Source organism: Ruegeria sp. BHSA118 (assembly GCF_059613405.1).
This window is the reverse complement of record NZ_JBXWSM010000006.1, coordinates 56220-70820: the sequence shown is the minus strand read 5'-3', so window position 1 is coordinate 70820 and position 14601 is coordinate 56220. Positions and strand designations below refer to the sequence as shown.

Annotated in this window: 20 protein-coding genes; 11 read left to right on the top strand and 9 right to left on the bottom strand. The window is 60.5% G+C overall.

Translation table 11 applies throughout. The annotated features are described in order from the left end of the window. Nucleotides 1–179 precede the first annotated feature (179 nt). From ispH to AC2FNN_RS03495, 6 genes are all read left to right on the top strand, one after another. The gene (gene ispH, locus AC2FNN_RS03520; RefSeq protein WP_496756623.1) at nt 180–1130 is read left to right on the top strand and encodes a 4-hydroxy-3-methylbut-2-enyl diphosphate reductase; all 951 of its coding nucleotides are present in this window, start codon (nt 180–182) and stop codon (nt 1128–1130) included. Beyond that, nucleotides 1127–1579: a DUF3429 domain-containing protein gene (locus tag AC2FNN_RS03515; RefSeq protein ID WP_496756622.1), complete on the top strand. Its 453-nt coding sequence runs from the start codon at nt 1127–1129 to the stop codon at nt 1577–1579. Before ispH ends, AC2FNN_RS03515 begins: the two co-directional genes overlap by 4 nt. Beyond that, nucleotides 1576–2163: a class I SAM-dependent methyltransferase gene (locus AC2FNN_RS03510; RefSeq protein WP_496756621.1), complete on the top strand. Its 588-nt coding sequence runs from the start codon at nt 1576–1578 to the stop codon at nt 2161–2163. The genes AC2FNN_RS03515 and AC2FNN_RS03510 overlap by 4 nt, the downstream gene beginning before the upstream one ends. After that, nucleotides 2156–2623, top strand: a complete 468-nt coding sequence (gene rnhA, locus AC2FNN_RS03505) for a ribonuclease HI (RefSeq protein WP_496756620.1) — start codon at nt 2156–2158, stop codon at nt 2621–2623. Before AC2FNN_RS03510 ends, rnhA begins: the two co-directional genes overlap by 8 nt. After that, nucleotides 2620–3243: a trimeric intracellular cation channel family protein gene (locus AC2FNN_RS03500; protein ID WP_496756618.1), complete on the top strand. Its 624-nt coding sequence runs from the start codon at nt 2620–2622 to the stop codon at nt 3241–3243. The genes rnhA and AC2FNN_RS03500 overlap by 4 nt, the downstream gene beginning before the upstream one ends. Before the next feature lie 65 nt (nt 3244–3308). Continuing rightward, a complete protein-coding gene (locus tag AC2FNN_RS03495; RefSeq protein WP_496756617.1) occupies nt 3309–3911 on the top strand; it encodes a COG3904 family protein in 603 nt (200 codons plus the stop codon). A gap of 1 nt (nt 3912) precedes the next feature. Here the strand turns inward: AC2FNN_RS03495 and speB are convergent, their stop codons facing one another. The 6 genes from speB to def (AC2FNN_RS03465) are packed head-to-tail and all read right to left on the bottom strand — an operon-like array spanning nt 3913 to nt 7184. Beyond that, nucleotides 3913–4734 carry an agmatinase gene (speB, locus tag AC2FNN_RS03490; protein WP_496756616.1) on the bottom strand — a complete coding sequence of 274 codons (822 nt, stop codon included), beginning with the start codon at nt 4732–4734 and terminating at the stop codon, nt 3913–3915. Nucleotides 4735–4794: 60 nt separating this feature from the next. Further along, nucleotides 4795–5013 (bottom strand): GlsB/YeaQ/YmgE family stress response membrane protein, encoded by a 219-nt coding sequence (locus AC2FNN_RS03485; protein ID WP_496756614.1) that lies wholly within the window; start codon nt 5011–5013, stop codon nt 4795–4797. 1 nt (nt 5014) lies between these two features. Further along, nucleotides 5015–5251, bottom strand: coding sequence for a hypothetical protein (locus AC2FNN_RS03480; protein ID WP_209506192.1), 237 nt, complete (start codon nt 5249–5251; stop codon nt 5015–5017). A 6-nt stretch (nt 5252–5257) separates the two neighbouring features. After that, entirely contained in the window at nt 5258–6172 is a 915-nt protein-coding gene (gene fmt / locus AC2FNN_RS03475) for a methionyl-tRNA formyltransferase (RefSeq protein ID WP_496756613.1), read from the bottom strand. A gap of 2 nt (nt 6173–6174) precedes the next feature. Continuing rightward, the gene (def, locus tag AC2FNN_RS03470; protein ID WP_496756611.1) at nt 6175–6669 is read right to left on the bottom strand and encodes a peptide deformylase; all 495 of its coding nucleotides are present in this window, start codon (nt 6667–6669) and stop codon (nt 6175–6177) included. Beyond that, nucleotides 6666–7184 (bottom strand): peptide deformylase, encoded by a 519-nt coding sequence (gene def, locus AC2FNN_RS03465; protein WP_496756610.1) that lies wholly within the window; start codon nt 7182–7184, stop codon nt 6666–6668. The genes def (AC2FNN_RS03470) and def (AC2FNN_RS03465) overlap by 4 nt, the downstream gene beginning before the upstream one ends. Nucleotides 7185–7278: 94 nt before the next feature. Here def (AC2FNN_RS03465) and AC2FNN_RS03460 point away from each other — a divergent pair, with 94 nt between their 5' ends. Further along, nucleotides 7279–8451 (top strand): MalY/PatB family protein, encoded by a 1173-nt coding sequence (locus AC2FNN_RS03460; protein ID WP_496756608.1) that lies wholly within the window; start codon nt 7279–7281, stop codon nt 8449–8451. A 165-nt stretch (nt 8452–8616) separates the two neighbouring features. Here AC2FNN_RS03460 and AC2FNN_RS03455 read toward each other — a convergent pair whose 3' ends face one another. After that, nucleotides 8617–8970 carry a hypothetical protein gene (locus AC2FNN_RS03455; RefSeq protein WP_496756606.1) on the bottom strand — a complete coding sequence of 118 codons (354 nt, stop codon included), beginning with the start codon at nt 8968–8970 and terminating at the stop codon, nt 8617–8619. Between the two features lie 212 nt (nt 8971–9182). Here AC2FNN_RS03455 and AC2FNN_RS03450 point away from each other — a divergent pair, with 212 nt between their 5' ends. Then, on the top strand, nt 9183–10172 hold the full coding sequence (locus AC2FNN_RS03450; RefSeq protein WP_496756604.1) for a glutathione S-transferase family protein: 990 nt from the start codon (nt 9183–9185) through the stop codon (nt 10170–10172). Here AC2FNN_RS03450 and AC2FNN_RS03445 read toward each other — a convergent pair. Continuing rightward, entirely contained in the window at nt 10154–10516 is a 363-nt protein-coding gene (locus AC2FNN_RS03445; RefSeq protein ID WP_117869888.1) for a response regulator transcription factor, read from the bottom strand. The genes AC2FNN_RS03450 and AC2FNN_RS03445 overlap by 19 nt on opposite strands. Nucleotides 10517–10701: 185 nt before the next feature. Here AC2FNN_RS03445 and AC2FNN_RS03440 point away from each other — a divergent pair, with 185 nt between their 5' ends. The 3 genes from AC2FNN_RS03440 to AC2FNN_RS03430 are packed head-to-tail and all read left to right on the top strand — an operon-like array spanning nt 10702 to nt 13760. Next, complete coding sequence (locus AC2FNN_RS03440) at nt 10702–11667, top strand: threonine-phosphate decarboxylase (protein ID WP_496756603.1); 966 nt, start codon at nt 10702–10704, stop codon at nt 11665–11667. Next, the gene (cbiB, locus tag AC2FNN_RS03435) at nt 11664–12584 is read left to right on the top strand and encodes an adenosylcobinamide-phosphate synthase CbiB (protein ID WP_496756602.1); all 921 of its coding nucleotides are present in this window, start codon (nt 11664–11666) and stop codon (nt 12582–12584) included. The genes AC2FNN_RS03440 and cbiB overlap by 4 nt, the downstream gene beginning before the upstream one ends. Nucleotides 12585–12596: 12 nt before the next feature. Continuing rightward, on the top strand, nt 12597–13760 hold the full coding sequence (locus tag AC2FNN_RS03430; RefSeq protein WP_496756600.1) for a lytic murein transglycosylase: 1164 nt from the start codon (nt 12597–12599) through the stop codon (nt 13758–13760). Between the two features lie 13 nt (nt 13761–13773). Here AC2FNN_RS03430 and AC2FNN_RS03425 read toward each other — a convergent pair whose 3' ends face one another. Next, nucleotides 13774–14571: a class II glutamine amidotransferase gene (locus AC2FNN_RS03425; RefSeq protein ID WP_496756599.1), complete on the bottom strand. Its 798-nt coding sequence runs from the start codon at nt 14569–14571 to the stop codon at nt 13774–13776. Nucleotides 14572–14601 lie beyond the last annotated feature (30 nt).

The window sequence follows — 14601 nt, the reverse complement described above, 5'->3', positions numbered from 1 at the left end:
GCCTGTCACGATGGGGAAAATTTGCGCGGTCAGGACATCAGTCCTGGCCGCGCTTCTTTAACAAGGTACAGGTGCTTAAACATCACCTGATTAGCAACGATTCGTGTCAGATGAATGACGATGTCCTGTCTGGACCAAGGCCGGGAAAAGACTTACCTGTGCCGTAAGGAGACAGCCTGATGAAAAAGCCGCCACTGACACTTTACCTTGCCGCCCCACGCGGGTTCTGCGCCGGTGTGGACCGTGCCATCAAAATCGTTGAGATGGCTTTGCAGAAATGGGGCCCACCGGTCTATGTGCGCCACGAGATCGTGCACAACAAATTCGTTGTCGATGGCCTTCGCGCCAAAGGGGCCGTTTTCGTCGAGGAATTGCAGGAATGCCCCGATGACCGCCCGGTGATCTTTTCCGCCCACGGGGTGCCGAAATCCGTTCCCGCCGAGGCTGCCCAGCGCGAGATGATCTATGTGGACGCCACCTGCCCCCTGGTCTCGAAGGTGCATGTCGAGGCGCAGCGCCACGCGGACGCCGGGTTGCAGATGATCATGATCGGCCACAAGGGCCACCCCGAAACCGTGGGCACCATGGGGCAGTTGCCCGAGGGCGATGTGCTGCTGGTCGAGACCGTGGACGACGTGGCCACGGCGCAGGTGCGCGACCCGGATAAGCTGGCCTTTGTCACCCAAACCACCCTTTCGGTCGATGACACCAAGGATATCATCGCGGCCCTTCAGGCCCGGTTCCCGGCGATTGTCGGCCCACACAAAGAAGACATCTGCTATGCCACGACCAACCGGCAGGAGGCGGTGAAGGCCGTGGCCCCCAAGGCTGATGCCTTGCTGGTTGTGGGCGCGCCGAACTCATCGAACTCGCGCCGCCTTGTCGAGGTTGCCTCGCGCGAGGGGTGTCAGTACGCGCAGCTGGTCCAGCGTGCCACCGAGATTGACTGGCGCGCGCTCGAGGGTATCTCGACCGTGGCTGTCACCGCAGGCGCGTCCGCCCCGGAAGTTCTGGTGAATGAGGTGGTCGAAGCGTTCGGCGCGCATTATGATGTCACCGTCGAGCCGGTCGAGACCGCCATTGAAAACGTCGAGTTCAAAGTCCCCCGCGTGTTGAGGCAACCGGCGTGAACGGAGTGCCGAAAGCGCCGCTCTGTCTGGGACTGGCGGGACTGATCCCGTTTGTCTGGGGCGCCCTGACCTATCTGAACAGCGACCTGAATGCCTGGGGCGCGCAAACCTTTGGCCCGCGTTTCGTGGGGCCGTATGTACAGCTGTTCTATGGATCGGTCATCCTCAGCTTCATGTCCGGCGTTCTCTGGGGCTTTGCCACCAGGACGTCGGGCAGCAAGGCGGCGCTGTGCTATCTGTTGTCGGTTCTGCCTGCTCTTTGGGCCTTTGCCATGACAGGTGGCGGGCCGATCAACGCGGGCACCAATCTGATGTACGGGTTCGCGGGCCTGCTGCTGCTGGACGCCCTGTTTTCCTATTGGCGGCTGACGCCGGTCTGGTGGATGCGGTTGCGTATCCTGCTGACTGCCGTTGTTTTGGCCAGCCTTGCAGTCGGAGTGTACCTGTGACCGATGAACGTACGATCACCGCTTATACCAACAGGGTGGCGGAATATCTGAACATCCCCCTACCACCCGAACAGCTTGAGGCCCGTCAGGCTTTCGCCGATGCGGTTGGCGCAGGTGGGAATGTGCTGGATCTGGGGTCCGGACCCGGATCGGACAGTAGCTTTCTGATGCGTCAGGGGCTGAAGGTTCGGGCGCTGGATGCCACACCGGCCTTTGTCGAACATGCCCGCGAGAACGGAGTGGACGCGCATCTGGGTACGTTTGACGACGTCACAGAGACCGCCAAATATGACGGCATTTACGCCAGCTTTTCCCTGCTGCACGCGCCGCGTGCTGATTTCCCGGGTCATCTGAAAGCGATCCACACGGCTCTGAAACCCGGAGGGCAACTGTTTCTGGGGATGAAGCTGGGCACCGGTGAACATCGAGACGAACTGGATCGCTACTACACCTATTACACTGAGGCCGAGATCACGGACGCCCTGCACGCGGCAGGGTTCACGATTGATCGCGCAGTCCATGGCATGGGCAAAGGCCTGGCCGGATCGTATGACGGGTTCATTCTGGTGTTCGCCCATGCCTGAATTGTTTGCCTATACGGACGGTGCCTGTTCCGGAAACCCGGGCCCCGGAGGCTGGGGCGTGCTGCTGCGCGCGATGGACGGGGACAGGGTTCTGAAAGAACGTGAGCTGAACGGGGGCGAGGCCGAGACGACCAACAACCGGATGGAATTGCTGGCCGCCATCAGCGCGCTTGAAGCGCTGGAGCGACCGTCAAGGATTACCGTCGTCACCGACAGCGCCTATGTGAAGAACGGCGTCACCGGCTGGATTTTCGGTTGGAAACGCAACGGCTGGAAAACCTCGAACAAGAAACCGGTCAAGAATGTTGATCTTTGGCAGCGTCTGGATGAGGCGCAGGAACGGCATGATGTGACATGGGAGTGGGTCAAAGGGCACGCAGGCCACCCCGAGAATGAAAAAGCTGATGAGCTGGCTCGGGCCGGCATGGCGCCGTTCAAACCGAAAAAGGCACAGGCGTGACCGCGCTGACGCTGCTTGACTATGCCTCGGTTCTGATCTTCGCGTTGACAGGGGCACTGGTGGCCAGCCGTGCCCAGCTGGATCTGGTGGGATTTGCCTTCATGGCCTGCCTGACCGCCGTCGGGGGCGGTACGGTGCGCGACCTGTTGCTGGATCGTCACCCGATCTTTTGGGTCGGGCAGCCGAATTACATCCTGATCGCAGTCGCGGCGTCGGTCCTGGTGTTCTTTACCGCACATCTGGTGGAAAGCCGCTATAACTGGCTGGTCTGGCTGGACAGTTTTGCACTGTCAGTGGCCGTCGCGGCCGGAACCGGCGCGGCGTTGTCGCTGGATCAGTCCGGGATCATTGTCGTTTTGATGGGTGTGACGACCGGATGCCTGGGCGGGCTGATGCGCGATGTGGTCTGCAACGAAGTGCCGCTGGTGCTGAAACAGGGCGAGCTTTATGTGTCCTGCGCTTTCACAGGTGCCCTGACGGCAGTGCTGGCTGCCAGATTGGGGGCAGAGCCTGCGTTTTCTCTGGCTCTCTGCGCCCTGGTGTGCTGGGCGTTGCGCGCCGGGTCGTTGATGTTTGGCTGGCAATTGCCGGTCTACAAAAGCCGGCCGCCGCGCAATTGAGCCCGATAGTGGACGCCAAAGCGGCTGGCTGATACCCCTTTTGAAAGCACAGCCCGGAGGCCAACGTGACATTCAGACTTGCATCCATCACAGCATGCCTGGCCCTGCTCGCCTCATGCGGCGCGTATTACACCCCTGTCAGTTTTGTTGCGCAGGGCGACCAGATCATCGCCTCGGGCACGATTGACGAGACAACGCTGTCTGCCTTTGAGGAAGTGACGGCCCAAAACCCCGAAGCCCGCACTCTGATTCTGCAATACATTGAAGGATCGGTTGATGATGACGCCAATGTCATCTTCGCCCGCGAAGTGCACAGGGCCGGGTTCGATACCGTTGTTCCATCGAACGGTCTGGTGGCCAGCGGGGGCACCGATCTGTTCCTGGCCGGAAACCGCCGCGAGCTGCAACCGGGGGCCTGTGTCGGTGTCCACAGCTGGGCCGGGTCGGGTCTGGTGGCGACCGATTTGCCCGAGGACGATCCCGAACATGACCGATACCTGGACTATTTCAAGGATATCGGTGTGGATGAAGAGTTTTATTGGTACACCCTGTTTGCTGCCCCGGCCGACAGCATCCACTGGATGACCGCCGCCGAGGCGAACCGGTTCGATTTGACTACCAGGGGCGCTCCGGCACTTGGGTCTGCGACGGTGTGCGACGAACGGTAAGTCAGCCGTTCAGCAAGCGCGCGCCGATTTCCTTGACGAATTTCGCGGCCACCATCGCCGTCATGCCATAGGGGTCGCGATGCGGGTTGAGCTCGACGATATCCGCCCCGACCAGCTGACCTTTGAACCGGTGGATCAGGTCGATAACCTCGCGCGTGCTCAGCCCACCAGGTTCATGGTGCGAGACGCCCGGGGCAAAGGCCGGGTCCAGCGCATCCAGATCAAGTGACAGGTAGACCGGGCCATCGAATGAAATCTGCAAGTCGGGGCGCCAGTTGCGCATGTCGATCACCTCGACGCCGAACTTGTCGGCCTGTTCGCGCTGATGGGCGTTCATGGTGCGGATGCCGACCTGCACCAGCCGCTTGACCGGGCAGCTCTCCATCACCCGGGCAAAGGGGCAGCCATGGCCGAGCGGTCCGATATCCTGCGTGTCGTACAAATCCGGGTGGCTGTCGATATGCAGGATGTTCAGGCCTTCGTACCAGTCGGCATGGGCCTTGATCAGCGGATAGGCCACGGAATGGTCGCCGCCCAGCGACAACAGGCGCGCGCCGGTAGCGATCCGTTTCGCCGCTTCGGCCTCGATCCGGTCTATCGGCTCCTGCCCGCGCATTTCAAACACATCCAAATCGCCGGTATCCCGGAATTGGGCACTTGCACCCAGATCTGTGCCATCCTCGGCCGTCAGGTTGGCCGCGCCGGAATGCAGCGCCTCGCGGATGCGTCCGGGGGCGAAGGCCGGCCCTTGCAGGAACGAGGAATGCAGATCCAAAGGAATGCCCATCAGGGCAACATCTCCCGGCTTCAAATCATACGGCATCATCATTCCCCTTTTTCGTTGAATGCGATCTGGACGGAGGAAAGACGCCGGGTCAAGGGGTTAGCGGCGCAGGTAGGTCTGCCAGATCCAGATCACCAGCAATGCGCCCAGAACCGCGCCCGCAAAGCCCGACATCCAGCCAGCGTCGGGTATCAGAGACCACAGAAGGGGCCCACCGATCATAGCCCCAACAATACCGATCAGCATCGCCGTCGGGATCAACCTAGCGAGCAAAACTTCAAGCGTAGCTTGGATGATGATCAGGGCGACGATGGGCATGTCATTTCCTCCAATGCGTCGGCACGATGATCAGCGCGCCGACAGACGAGATCACCGCATCCAGACCCGGAGGGCCAAAGCTGATGCCGAACATGATGCGGATGAAGTAGAACAGGAACGCCCCGCCCACGCAGATGATGATGGACTGCAAATAGCCGTTATGGGTGAAACCGGTCTGTTCGGACAGATACCCGACGATCCCGGCAATCACGACAGTGCCCATCATCACCATGAACATATGGCTTTACTCCGAAGACATCCGGGTGCCGATCGGGATTGGCCAGCCCCGCTGGAACGTTTTCCTATCCTGCGCGCCTTTGCCCGCCCTTTGCAAGCGCAGCAGCTCTATGGCGCCCTGCCCGCAAGCCACATACAGATCGTCATTCAGAACCTCGCCCGGCGCACCCTGCCCTTGGGCCAGACGCGAAGCGAGGAGTTTTACCCGGTTGCCGTCGATCTCGGTCCAGGCCCCGGGAAAGGGCGACAGGCCGCGGATCTGCCGATCGACCTCGACCGCGGGGCGCGACCAGTCCACGCGGGCCTCGGACTTGTCGATCTTTGCGGCATAGGTGACACCAATCTCGGGCTGCGGATCAGGGGTCAGGCCGGGCAGCTTTGCCAACGCCTCAACAATCAAGGCCGCGCCCATCGCCGAGAGCCGGTCATGCAGTTCCGCAGTGGTTTCCTCGGGCCCGATATCAGTGGCCTGCCGCAACAGAACGGGGCCGGTATCAAGGCCCGCCTCCATTTGCATGATACAGATGCCGGTTTGCGCATCGCCCGCCATGATCGCGCGGTGGATCGGAGCCGCCCCGCGCCAGCGCGGCAACAGGCTGGCATGAATGTTCAGGCAGCCATGAGCCGGCGCATCGAGGATGGGCTGCGGCAGGATCAGCCCATAAGCCACAACCACCGCCACATCCACGTTCAGTGCCGCAAAACTGTCCTGTTCCTCGGCCGGTTTCAGCGAGGTTGGGTGACGCACGTCCAGACCCAGCGCCAGGGCACGCGCGTGAACCGGCGTCGGGCGATCCTTCTTGCCCCGCCCCGCCGGGCGCGGGGGCTGGCAATAGACGGCGGCGATCTCATGCCCGGCCTCGACCAGTGCATCCAGAACCGGCACCGAGAAGTCCGGGGTTCCCATGAAAACAACGCGCATCTTTACCCCTGTTTTTTGGCTTTGCGCAGCAGCATGTCGCGTTTGACCTTGCTGAGCCGGTCAAAATACATCCGGCCATTCAGATGGTCGATCTGATGCTGGACACTGGTGGCCTCGATGCCGACAAAATCGCGACGGTCCACCATCCCCTGTTCGTTCAGGAATTTGACAGTCACCGCACGCGGGCGTTTTATCGTGGCCGACACGCCCGGCAGGTTCGGACTGGCCTCTTCATGTTCACGCAGTTCGATCGAGCTGTGCAGGATTTCCGGGTTCGCCAGACGCACGGCCTTGCCCCGCTCGGCCGACCCATCGACCACGGCCAGGCGCAACATCACTCCGATCTGCGGCGCGGCCAGACCGACACCGGGCATGGCCTCCATCGTGTCTATCATGTCCTGCCAAATCCGGCGAATGTCATCGGTGATTTCAGTCACCTCATCCGCCTTTGTGCGCAAGCGTTTGTCAGGCCAGGGCAGACAGGTGCGGACGGTCATGCGCGCGCCCGTTCACGCTTGAGCTTTTGCATCTTGCGGGTAATCATCTGCCGTTTCAGCGGTTTGAGGTAATCGATGAACAGCTTGCCGTTCAGATGGTCGATTTCATGCTGCACACAAGTGGCCCAAAGCCCATCGAAAGTCTCCTGTTGCAGGTTTCCCTTCTCGTCCATCCATGTGACATCGACCACCTTGGGGCGGGTCACTTCGGCATATTGATCCGGGATCGACAGGCATCCTTCCTCGTACACATTGGTTTCCTCGGAAGAGGCGATGACCTCGGGGTTGAACATGATCAGCGGGCGCGGGGTCTCGCCTTCCTCCTTGACGCAATCCAGCACGATCAGCCGTTCCAGCACACCGATCTGCGGCGCGGCAAGGCCAATCCCGGGTGCGTCATACATGGTTTCCAGCATGTCGTCAGCCAGCGTGCGCAGCGCGTCCGTCAGGTCGGGCACAGGCGCGCAGACCTTTTTCAGGCGGGGATCGGGATGGATCAGGATAGTGCGTTTCATGAGGCTGATTTAGGCCATCCCGCCCCGCGCCGCAACGCCCCCCTTGCACCTGCCTGAATTGCGGTTAGCTTTCGGTCGAGAAAATGGAGCAGACATGACTTTCAACGACCTGATCGACCGCCGGGGCACCAACAGTTCAAAATGGGACAAGATGGAGATGCTGTATGGCGTCTCGCCCGAGGACGGTCTGGCCATGTGGACGGCCGATTCCGATTACCAAACGGCACCCTGCGTGATCGAGGCCGTGCGCAAAGCCGCAGATCACGGCGTTTTCGGCTATTCATGGATGCACCCGGACTATCTGGCCTCGGTTCAATGGTGGATGAAAACCCGCCATGATTGGGAAATCGACACGGATTGGATTCTGACCACTCAGGGCTTGGGCAATGCAATCGCCCTGTCGCTGGATGTCTGGACCGATCCCGGTGATGGCATCGTGATCTTCACCCCCGTTTACCATGAGTTTGCCCACAAGGTGAACAAATCGGGCCGCCGGGTCGTGGAATGCCCTTTGGTGCGGGACGGGGAAAGTTATGGCCTTGATCTGGACGACGCCCAGTCCCGGCTGGACGGGTCCGAGAAAATGCTGCTGTGGTGTTCGCCGCAAAACCCGTCAGGTCGCGTCTGGGCGCCCGAGGAGTTGCAGGCCGTGGCCGCGTTTGCCGAACGGAACGGTTTGATCCTGGTATCGGACGAGATTCACCACGATCTGGTCTACCCCGGCGCCAAATTTGTGCCGATGGATGTGGCGGCCCCGGATGCACGCCCGTGGACCGTGACGCTGACTGCGGCATCGAAGACCTTCAACATCGCCGGGCAGCGGACCGGCAACATGATCATTCCCGATCCCAAATTGCGTGCGGCCATGAAGCAACGGCTGCAAACGTTGGATTATGATCCCGGTGCGTTGGGCGTGGCGATGATCACCGCCGCCTACAGCCCCGAAGGGGCCGAATGGGTAGATGCCCAGATCGCGCATCTGGAGGAAAACCGGCGTCTGTTCGATCAGACCATCGCCGAGATTCCGGGGCTCTGGTCGATGCCCTTGCAGGCGACCTATCTGGCCTGGGTCGATTTCTCGGGCACCGGCATGGATCACGCTGAGTTTGTGCGTCGATTGCGCGAGGACGCGCGGATCGCAACATCGTCAGGTCCGGGTTTTGGCACTGGAGGAGAAACGTTTGAACGGTTCAACCTGGCCACGCAACGGGCGCGGGTCGAGGAAGCTTGCCAGCGGCTGAAACAAGCCTTCGGGGATCTGCAATAAGTACGTGCCGGCCAGGGCTTGCAAGCCCTGCCCTGTTTTCACAGGTGCCGGTTGACTTGGCTGAGTCCGCTTTGGCCCGCGCGTGCCTGTCTTTAGGCTGGCACCGCTGGCCTTTGGCGTCGACCAAAGCCTGGGCCAAATCGGAACACCGGTTGAAATTCGCCCCTAGTCGTCATGCCCCAGCAGGGCGATCGGCGCATCGGGCGCGCGGTAAAAGTCAAGCGGCGCGCTGTCATGGGTCGCCGTGCTGCGTTTGAATTCGTACCGCATCTCACCGCCTTCATCCTCGTCCGCGACGATGAGGCATTGGTAGAGGTGGTTGGCCCCGTCAAAGATATCGACAAGCCCGCGCAGGCGCGGCGTGGTTTCCGCCTCGACCGTAAAACCGTCTTTCCACAATTTGAGTATTTTGTAAGTATTGTCGCCCATCTCCACCCGTAAACGGCTGGCTTTTTTCAATGTGGCGATTCGGGCCGCGTCCAACTCGGCGCGTATTTCCTTTGAAACATAGGTACTCATAAATCCGTTCCCCCGTGAATGACTTCTATTGTGCGGGATAAGTTGTAAAAATCCAGTGAAGCACGTCACAGACTGCGATCCGGCCAAGGTTTGTTGCGCAGAAATCCCGGCCTTTGCTGTGCGCGTGTGCAGAGGGTTTGCGCGGGCGCTCGCATAGGCAGGTGCAGGCTCTGGCCCTATGTTTTTTGGAACGCACATGCGGAGGAAAAGATATGGGCCTGCTGGTCGACGGAAAATGGCACGACACCTGGTATGATACCAAATCCACGGGCGGTGCATTCCAGCGCAGCGCCGCGCAGTTTCGCAATTGGTTGACAGCTGACGGCGCGGCGGGGCCATCAGGCAAAGGTGGGTTCAAAGCAGAACCCGGGCGCTATCACCTTTATGTCAGCTATGCCTGCCCCTGGGCCCATCGCACGCTGATTTTTCGCCAGCTGAAAGGGCTGAGCGATCTGATTTCGGTGTCGGTCGTGCATCCGGACATGCTGGATCAGGGTTGGACCTTTGAAACAGACGCTCATGGCGCGACGGGAGACGACCTTTACGGGCTGGGCTTTGCGCACCAGATCTATACCAAAGCCGATCCAGCCTATTCGGGGCGCGTGACCGTGCCGATCCTGTGGGACAAGCGGCAGGAAACCATCGTGTCGAACGAAAGCTCGGAAATCATCCGCATGTTCAATTCGGCCTTCAACGGGATCACCGGCAATACCGATGATTATTGGCCCGAAGCGATGCGCGATGAAATCGAAGAGGTCAACGCGCGCATCTATTCAGACGTCAACAACGGCGTCTACAAGTCTGGCTTTGCCACCTCGCAAGCGGCCTACGACGCCGCCGTGGGCCCGTTGTTCGACACGCTGGACTGGCTGGAAGATCGTCTGGCCCGGAACCGTTACCTGATGGGGGATCGAATCACCGAGGCTGACTGGCGGCTGTTTACGACGCTGATCCGCTTTGATCCGGTCTATCACCTGCACTTCAAATGCAACAAGCGGCGCCTGATCGATTACCCGAATCTATGGGCCTTTACGCGTGAACTGTACCAATGGCCCGGCGTGGCCCCCACGGTGAACATGAACCATATCGTGCGCCACTATCACTACAGCCATGACAGCATCAATCCGCACCGGATCATTCCGGTGAACCCGGTGCTGGATTACACAGAACCGCACCGCCGCGATCAGCGCCCTGCTGCGTAATGCTCGACCATCGCCGCCAGATCCTCTGGCGGTGTTTCGCTTTGCACATAAGCACAGGCGTTCGGGCTGTGGGCAAATATCGATCCATCCGAGAAGAAGGTGGTGTTGGTAACAAAGATCACCCGCGCCTGGGGGCGGCGATAGCTTGCAAAATCGGCCACGGCCAATGCGCTGCCGGTTTCCAGAACCAGATCCAGCACGATGATTTCGAAATCCGTGCCGTACAGCGCTAGAATGGCGGCTTCCTGCGTCTCGACCAGCGTGACCTCGGCGCCCTGCCGTTCCAGATGCCTTTTCCAGACCCGACCAAGGTCGGGATTACTCTCAACAATCAGAACTTTCATTTGCAACAACCTCGGCACTTGGTATGGTGAGTGGTGCCGACCCCCATGGTCCGTGATCTCGTTATTTCCTTAACAAAGTGTTAACAGCAGCCCCACAGCTCCGTGAACAGGCGGATTTGCTTGTGTAAGAGGCGAAAATCCGCTTGAAGCGGGCCAAAAGCGGTAATTTCTCGCAGAGAGAGCAGATGAACACATTGGATGAAAGTCTGAATCCACGCGCGGTTCGTGACCATGGCGGCGGGTTGGACAAAGCGATTGTCAAATACGGCGGGCAACGCACCGACTGGATCGATCTGTCCACCGGCATCAATCCCCATGCCTATCCCGTGTCCGGCCTGACGGCCGGGGATTGGGCCGAATTGCCGGATCACGGGGCGTTTGAACGGCTCAGCGGTGCCGCGCGCCGGTTCTGGAACGTGCCGCAGCGTGCCGCGATCCTGCCCGCGCCCGGAGCGTCGGCCATCATCGCGCGTCTGCCGGCTCTGACCGCGACGGGTACGGTACAGATCACGCCACCCACCTATAACGAACACGCCGCCGCCTTTTCGGCGCAGGGATGGAAGGTACGGCAAGACGCGCCGAGCGACGCCCGCGTGATCGTACATCCGAACAACCCGGACGGACGTATCTGGCAGGAAAGCGACGTATCGGCACCACTTACCGTGATTGACGAAAGCTTTTGCGACGTCATGCCGGACAAGTCCTTGATCCAATTGGCAGACCGCCCCGGCGCGATCGTGCTGAAGAGTTTTGGCAAATTCTGGGGGCTGGCCGGGGTAAGACTGGGGTTTGCCATCGGACGGCCGGATATGATCAGCCGGTTGAACGATCTGACCGGTCCTTGGTCGGTATCAGGCCCGGCCTTGCGGATCGGCACACAGGCTTTGATGGACAACCGTTGGGCGGACGCCACGCGTGCGCGTTTGGCTGACGAGGCCTCAAGGCTGGATGCGCTGGTCACGAGAAAGGGGGCCAAGGTGATCGGCGGCACCAGCCTGTTCCGACTTTATCAGGTCGACAACGCCACCCATTGGCAAGGTCGTCTGGCACAATCCCATATCTGGAGCCGCATCTTCCCCTATTCTGAAACCTATCTGCGCCTTGGGCTCCCGCCCGAGGATGGATGGAACAGGTTGGAGGCCGCCCTGTGAGCCTTGGCCTGATGCTGGTCTGTGCCATGTGTCTTGACGCAGCGCTGGGGGAACCCGACTGGCTCTGGTCGCGCGTCAGGCATCCGGCGGTGATGATCGGCAACCTGATCGGCTGGCTGGATACACGCCTGAACCACGGGGCCCAGCGCCGGTCAAAAGGGGTGGGTGTGCTTATCGTGCTGGTTTGCGGCGCAGGGGTGCTTGGGTGGGGTTTGTCCCTGTTGGGGCCAGTGGTTGAAATCCTGGTCTGCGCGATCCTGCTGGCGCAAAAATCGTTGGTCGCCCACGTGCGTGCCGTGGGCGAAGGGTTGATGGCCTCGCTGTCAGAGGGGCGGGCACGGGTGGCCATGATCGTCTCGCGCGATACACGGGACATGACCGAGGCACAGGTGGCACGCTCGGCCATCGAAAGCGCCGCTGAAAACCTAAGTGACGGCGTCATCGCGCCTGCTTTCTGGTTTCTGATTGCCGGGTTGCCGGGGCTGCTGGTCTACAAGGCGGTGAACACGGCCGACAGCATGATCGGGTATCGCAATGAAACGTACCGCGCGTTTGGCTGGGCTGCGGCCCGGTTCGACGACCTGCTGAACCTGATCCCGGCCCGCCTGACCTGCGTGATGATCGTGGCGCTGTCGGGCCAGTGGTCGCGCTGGCGCGAAATCTTGGCAGATGCGCACCGTCACATCTCGCCCAATGCGGGCTGGCCCGAGGCCGCCATGGCCCGCGCCTTGAACGTCGCCCTGGCCGGGCCGCGCAGCTATGACGGCAAGGTGCGGGATCTGGCATGGGTCAATGGCAATGCTCAGCGCGAGATCGGAGCTTTGGACATTTTCCGCGCATGTCGCATGTTGTGGCGTGTTTGGGGGCTTGCGCTTGGGCTCGTGTCGGTGTCGGTTGGGATCGACCTGATTTACTGACGGACATTTGTCATGCGTTTTCTTTCCGGCCTGATCGCCGCCACCCTGTTTGCCCAACCTGTCCTGGCCCAATGTGGCGGTGGCTTCAATTCCTTTGTCAAAGGGCTAAAGGCCGAGGCCGTGCAGCAAGGCTTTGACAAATCCACCGTGAACGCATTTTTCAAAGGCGTGCAGCAGGACAGCGCCGTGATGAAGGCCGATCGGGCGCAGGGGGTGTTTCAGAAACCCTTTATCGAGTTTTCCCGACGGCTGATTTCGCAAAACCGGATCGAACGCGGGCAAGCGATGTCGCGCAAATACGATGCGGTGTTTGACCGGATCGAAAAGCAATACGGAATCTCACGCGGGGTGTTGCTGGCCTTCTGGGCGTTCGAGACAGATTACGGATCATTTCAGGGCGACTTCAACACCCGCAATGCGCTGGTGACTTTGGCCCATGACTGCCGTCGCCCCGACCTGTTCCGCCCTCAAATCTTCGCCGCCATCGAACTTTATCAGAATGGTGATTTCGACCCGGCCCGCACAACGGGCGCATGGGCTGGAGAAATCGGTATGGTCCAGATGCTGCCGCGGGACATTCTGGAAAACGGTGTCGATGGTGACGGCGACGGGCATGTCCGCCTGAAAACCTCGGCCCCCGATGCGCTGATGTCCGGGGCCAAGATGCTGTCGCATCTGGGCTGGCGCGCAGGCGAACCGTGGTTGCAAGAGGTCACAGTGCCCGCGCAGATGGACTGGTCGCTGTCCGGCCCCGGCAAGCCCCGGTCGGTGGCCGATTGGCAGGCCATGGGCGTTCAGGCACGCGGCGGGTCGCTGGCAAACCTGCCCGCCTCGCTGATCCTGCCCCAGGGGCACAAGGGTCCTGCCTTTCTGGCCTATCCCAACTTCGACGTCTATTTCGAATGGAACCAGAGCTTTGTCTATGTATTGACCGCCGCCTATTTCGGGACACGTCTGGAAGGGGCACAGATCTATGATGCCGGCAATCCCGCACAGGGTCTGAACGGTGCACAGATGAAGCAGCTGCAAAGCAAGCTTCAGGCCAAAGGGTATGACATTGGCAAGGTCGACGGGATCCTGGGCGCTGGCACGCGGGCAGCCGTGCAGGCGGAACAGAAGCGGCTTGGCCTGCCTGCGGATGCGTGGCCGACAGTGGATCTGCTAAACCGGCTTTAGGCGGCAACCACTCTTACGCGACCCATTCCCGTTGCTGCAAAACACAAGGCGCAAAGGCGCGCGTCGTCACCGCGGCACCCTCGGTTTCGATTGCCGTGTTGGGTTGTATCTCGAGCCACCCCTCGTTGTTGGCATCCAGTGGCTCGGACGAAATGATGATACCGTCTTTGCAGGCCTTGTAGTGCAAGCTGGGCGCAAACCGATCCGAGGCATAACGGGCCGCAAAAACCCGTTTGCCGTCCGACCAGCAGGCGGCAAACCGAAGATAGGGTAATGCTCCGCTGCGCCTGGAAAGGGCTTCGACCCGACCGACCGCACGGGCCATTGCACCCACAGGATCGGCGTCCAGCCCTTCGCCATGAGCGATGAGAAAGATCGCCTCGCTCTCGGTTGCGCCCATACGATGCTGGTACAGATGCGCCGGGATCATGGCATCAAGCTCTTGCCGGATTCGTTCATGACCCCCGGCCTGACCGTTATGCATGAAACTCCACCTGCCAACGCCGAAGGGGTGACAGTTGTTGCGCGAGGTCGCCGTACCCGTCGAGGCCCGTACATGGGCCAGAAACAGGCGAGATTTCGTGTGATGCGCCAATTGCTTCAGATTGGCATCAGACCACGCTGGATGAGTGTCCTTGTAAAAACACGGCGTGTCACGATCAGAATACCATGCCAGACCGAACCCATCCGCGTTTATCGGTGTTTTTCCGATCAATGCGTTTCGGCTTTGAATGACAAGCGATTGTTCTTGCTCGAGGACCAGTTCGTCCAGGTATCGCTGCTGCCCAACCCAAGCCAAAAATCGGCACATGTGCCTGTCTCCGTCCGTCAGTGAAGATTT

Coding starts and splice junctions, on each gene's coding strand:
- speB (WP_496756616.1), bottom strand. CDS start 4,734: ATGCCGTATGATTTGAAGCCGGGAGATGTTGCCCTGATGGGCATTCCT.
- AC2FNN_RS03440 (WP_496756603.1), top strand. CDS start 10,702: ATGAACACATTGGATGAAAGTCTGAATCCACGCGCGGTTCGTGACCAT.
- AC2FNN_RS03450 (WP_496756604.1), top strand. CDS start 9,183: ATGGGCCTGCTGGTCGACGGAAAATGGCACGACACCTGGTATGATACC.
- AC2FNN_RS03445 (WP_117869888.1), bottom strand. CDS start 10,516: ATGAAAGTTCTGATTGTTGAGAGTAATCCCGACCTTGGTCGGGTCTGG.
- AC2FNN_RS03480 (WP_209506192.1), bottom strand. CDS start 5,251: ATGTTCATGGTGATGATGGGCACTGTCGTGATTGCCGGGATCGTCGGG.
- AC2FNN_RS03460 (WP_496756608.1), top strand. CDS start 7,279: ATGACTTTCAACGACCTGATCGACCGCCGGGGCACCAACAGTTCAAAA.
- fmt (WP_496756613.1), bottom strand. CDS start 6,172: ATGCGCGTTGTTTTCATGGGAACCCCGGACTTCTCGGTGCCGGTTCTG.
- AC2FNN_RS03425 (WP_496756599.1), bottom strand. CDS start 14,571: ATGTGCCGATTTTTGGCTTGGGTTGGGCAGCAGCGATACCTGGACGAA.
- AC2FNN_RS03455 (WP_496756606.1), bottom strand. CDS start 8,970: ATGAGTACCTATGTTTCAAAGGAAATACGCGCCGAGTTGGACGCGGCC.
- def (WP_496756610.1), bottom strand. CDS start 7,184: ATGAAACGCACTATCCTGATCCATCCCGATCCCCGCCTGAAAAAGGTC.
- rnhA (WP_496756620.1), top strand. CDS start 2,156: ATGCCTGAATTGTTTGCCTATACGGACGGTGCCTGTTCCGGAAACCCG.
- AC2FNN_RS03485 (WP_496756614.1), bottom strand. CDS start 5,013: ATGCCCATCGTCGCCCTGATCATCATCCAAGCTACGCTTGAAGTTTTG.
- ispH (WP_496756623.1), top strand. CDS start 180: ATGAAAAAGCCGCCACTGACACTTTACCTTGCCGCCCCACGCGGGTTC.
- AC2FNN_RS03430 (WP_496756600.1), top strand. CDS start 12,597: ATGCGTTTTCTTTCCGGCCTGATCGCCGCCACCCTGTTTGCCCAACCT.
- def (WP_496756611.1), bottom strand. CDS start 6,669: ATGACCGTCCGCACCTGTCTGCCCTGGCCTGACAAACGCTTGCGCACA.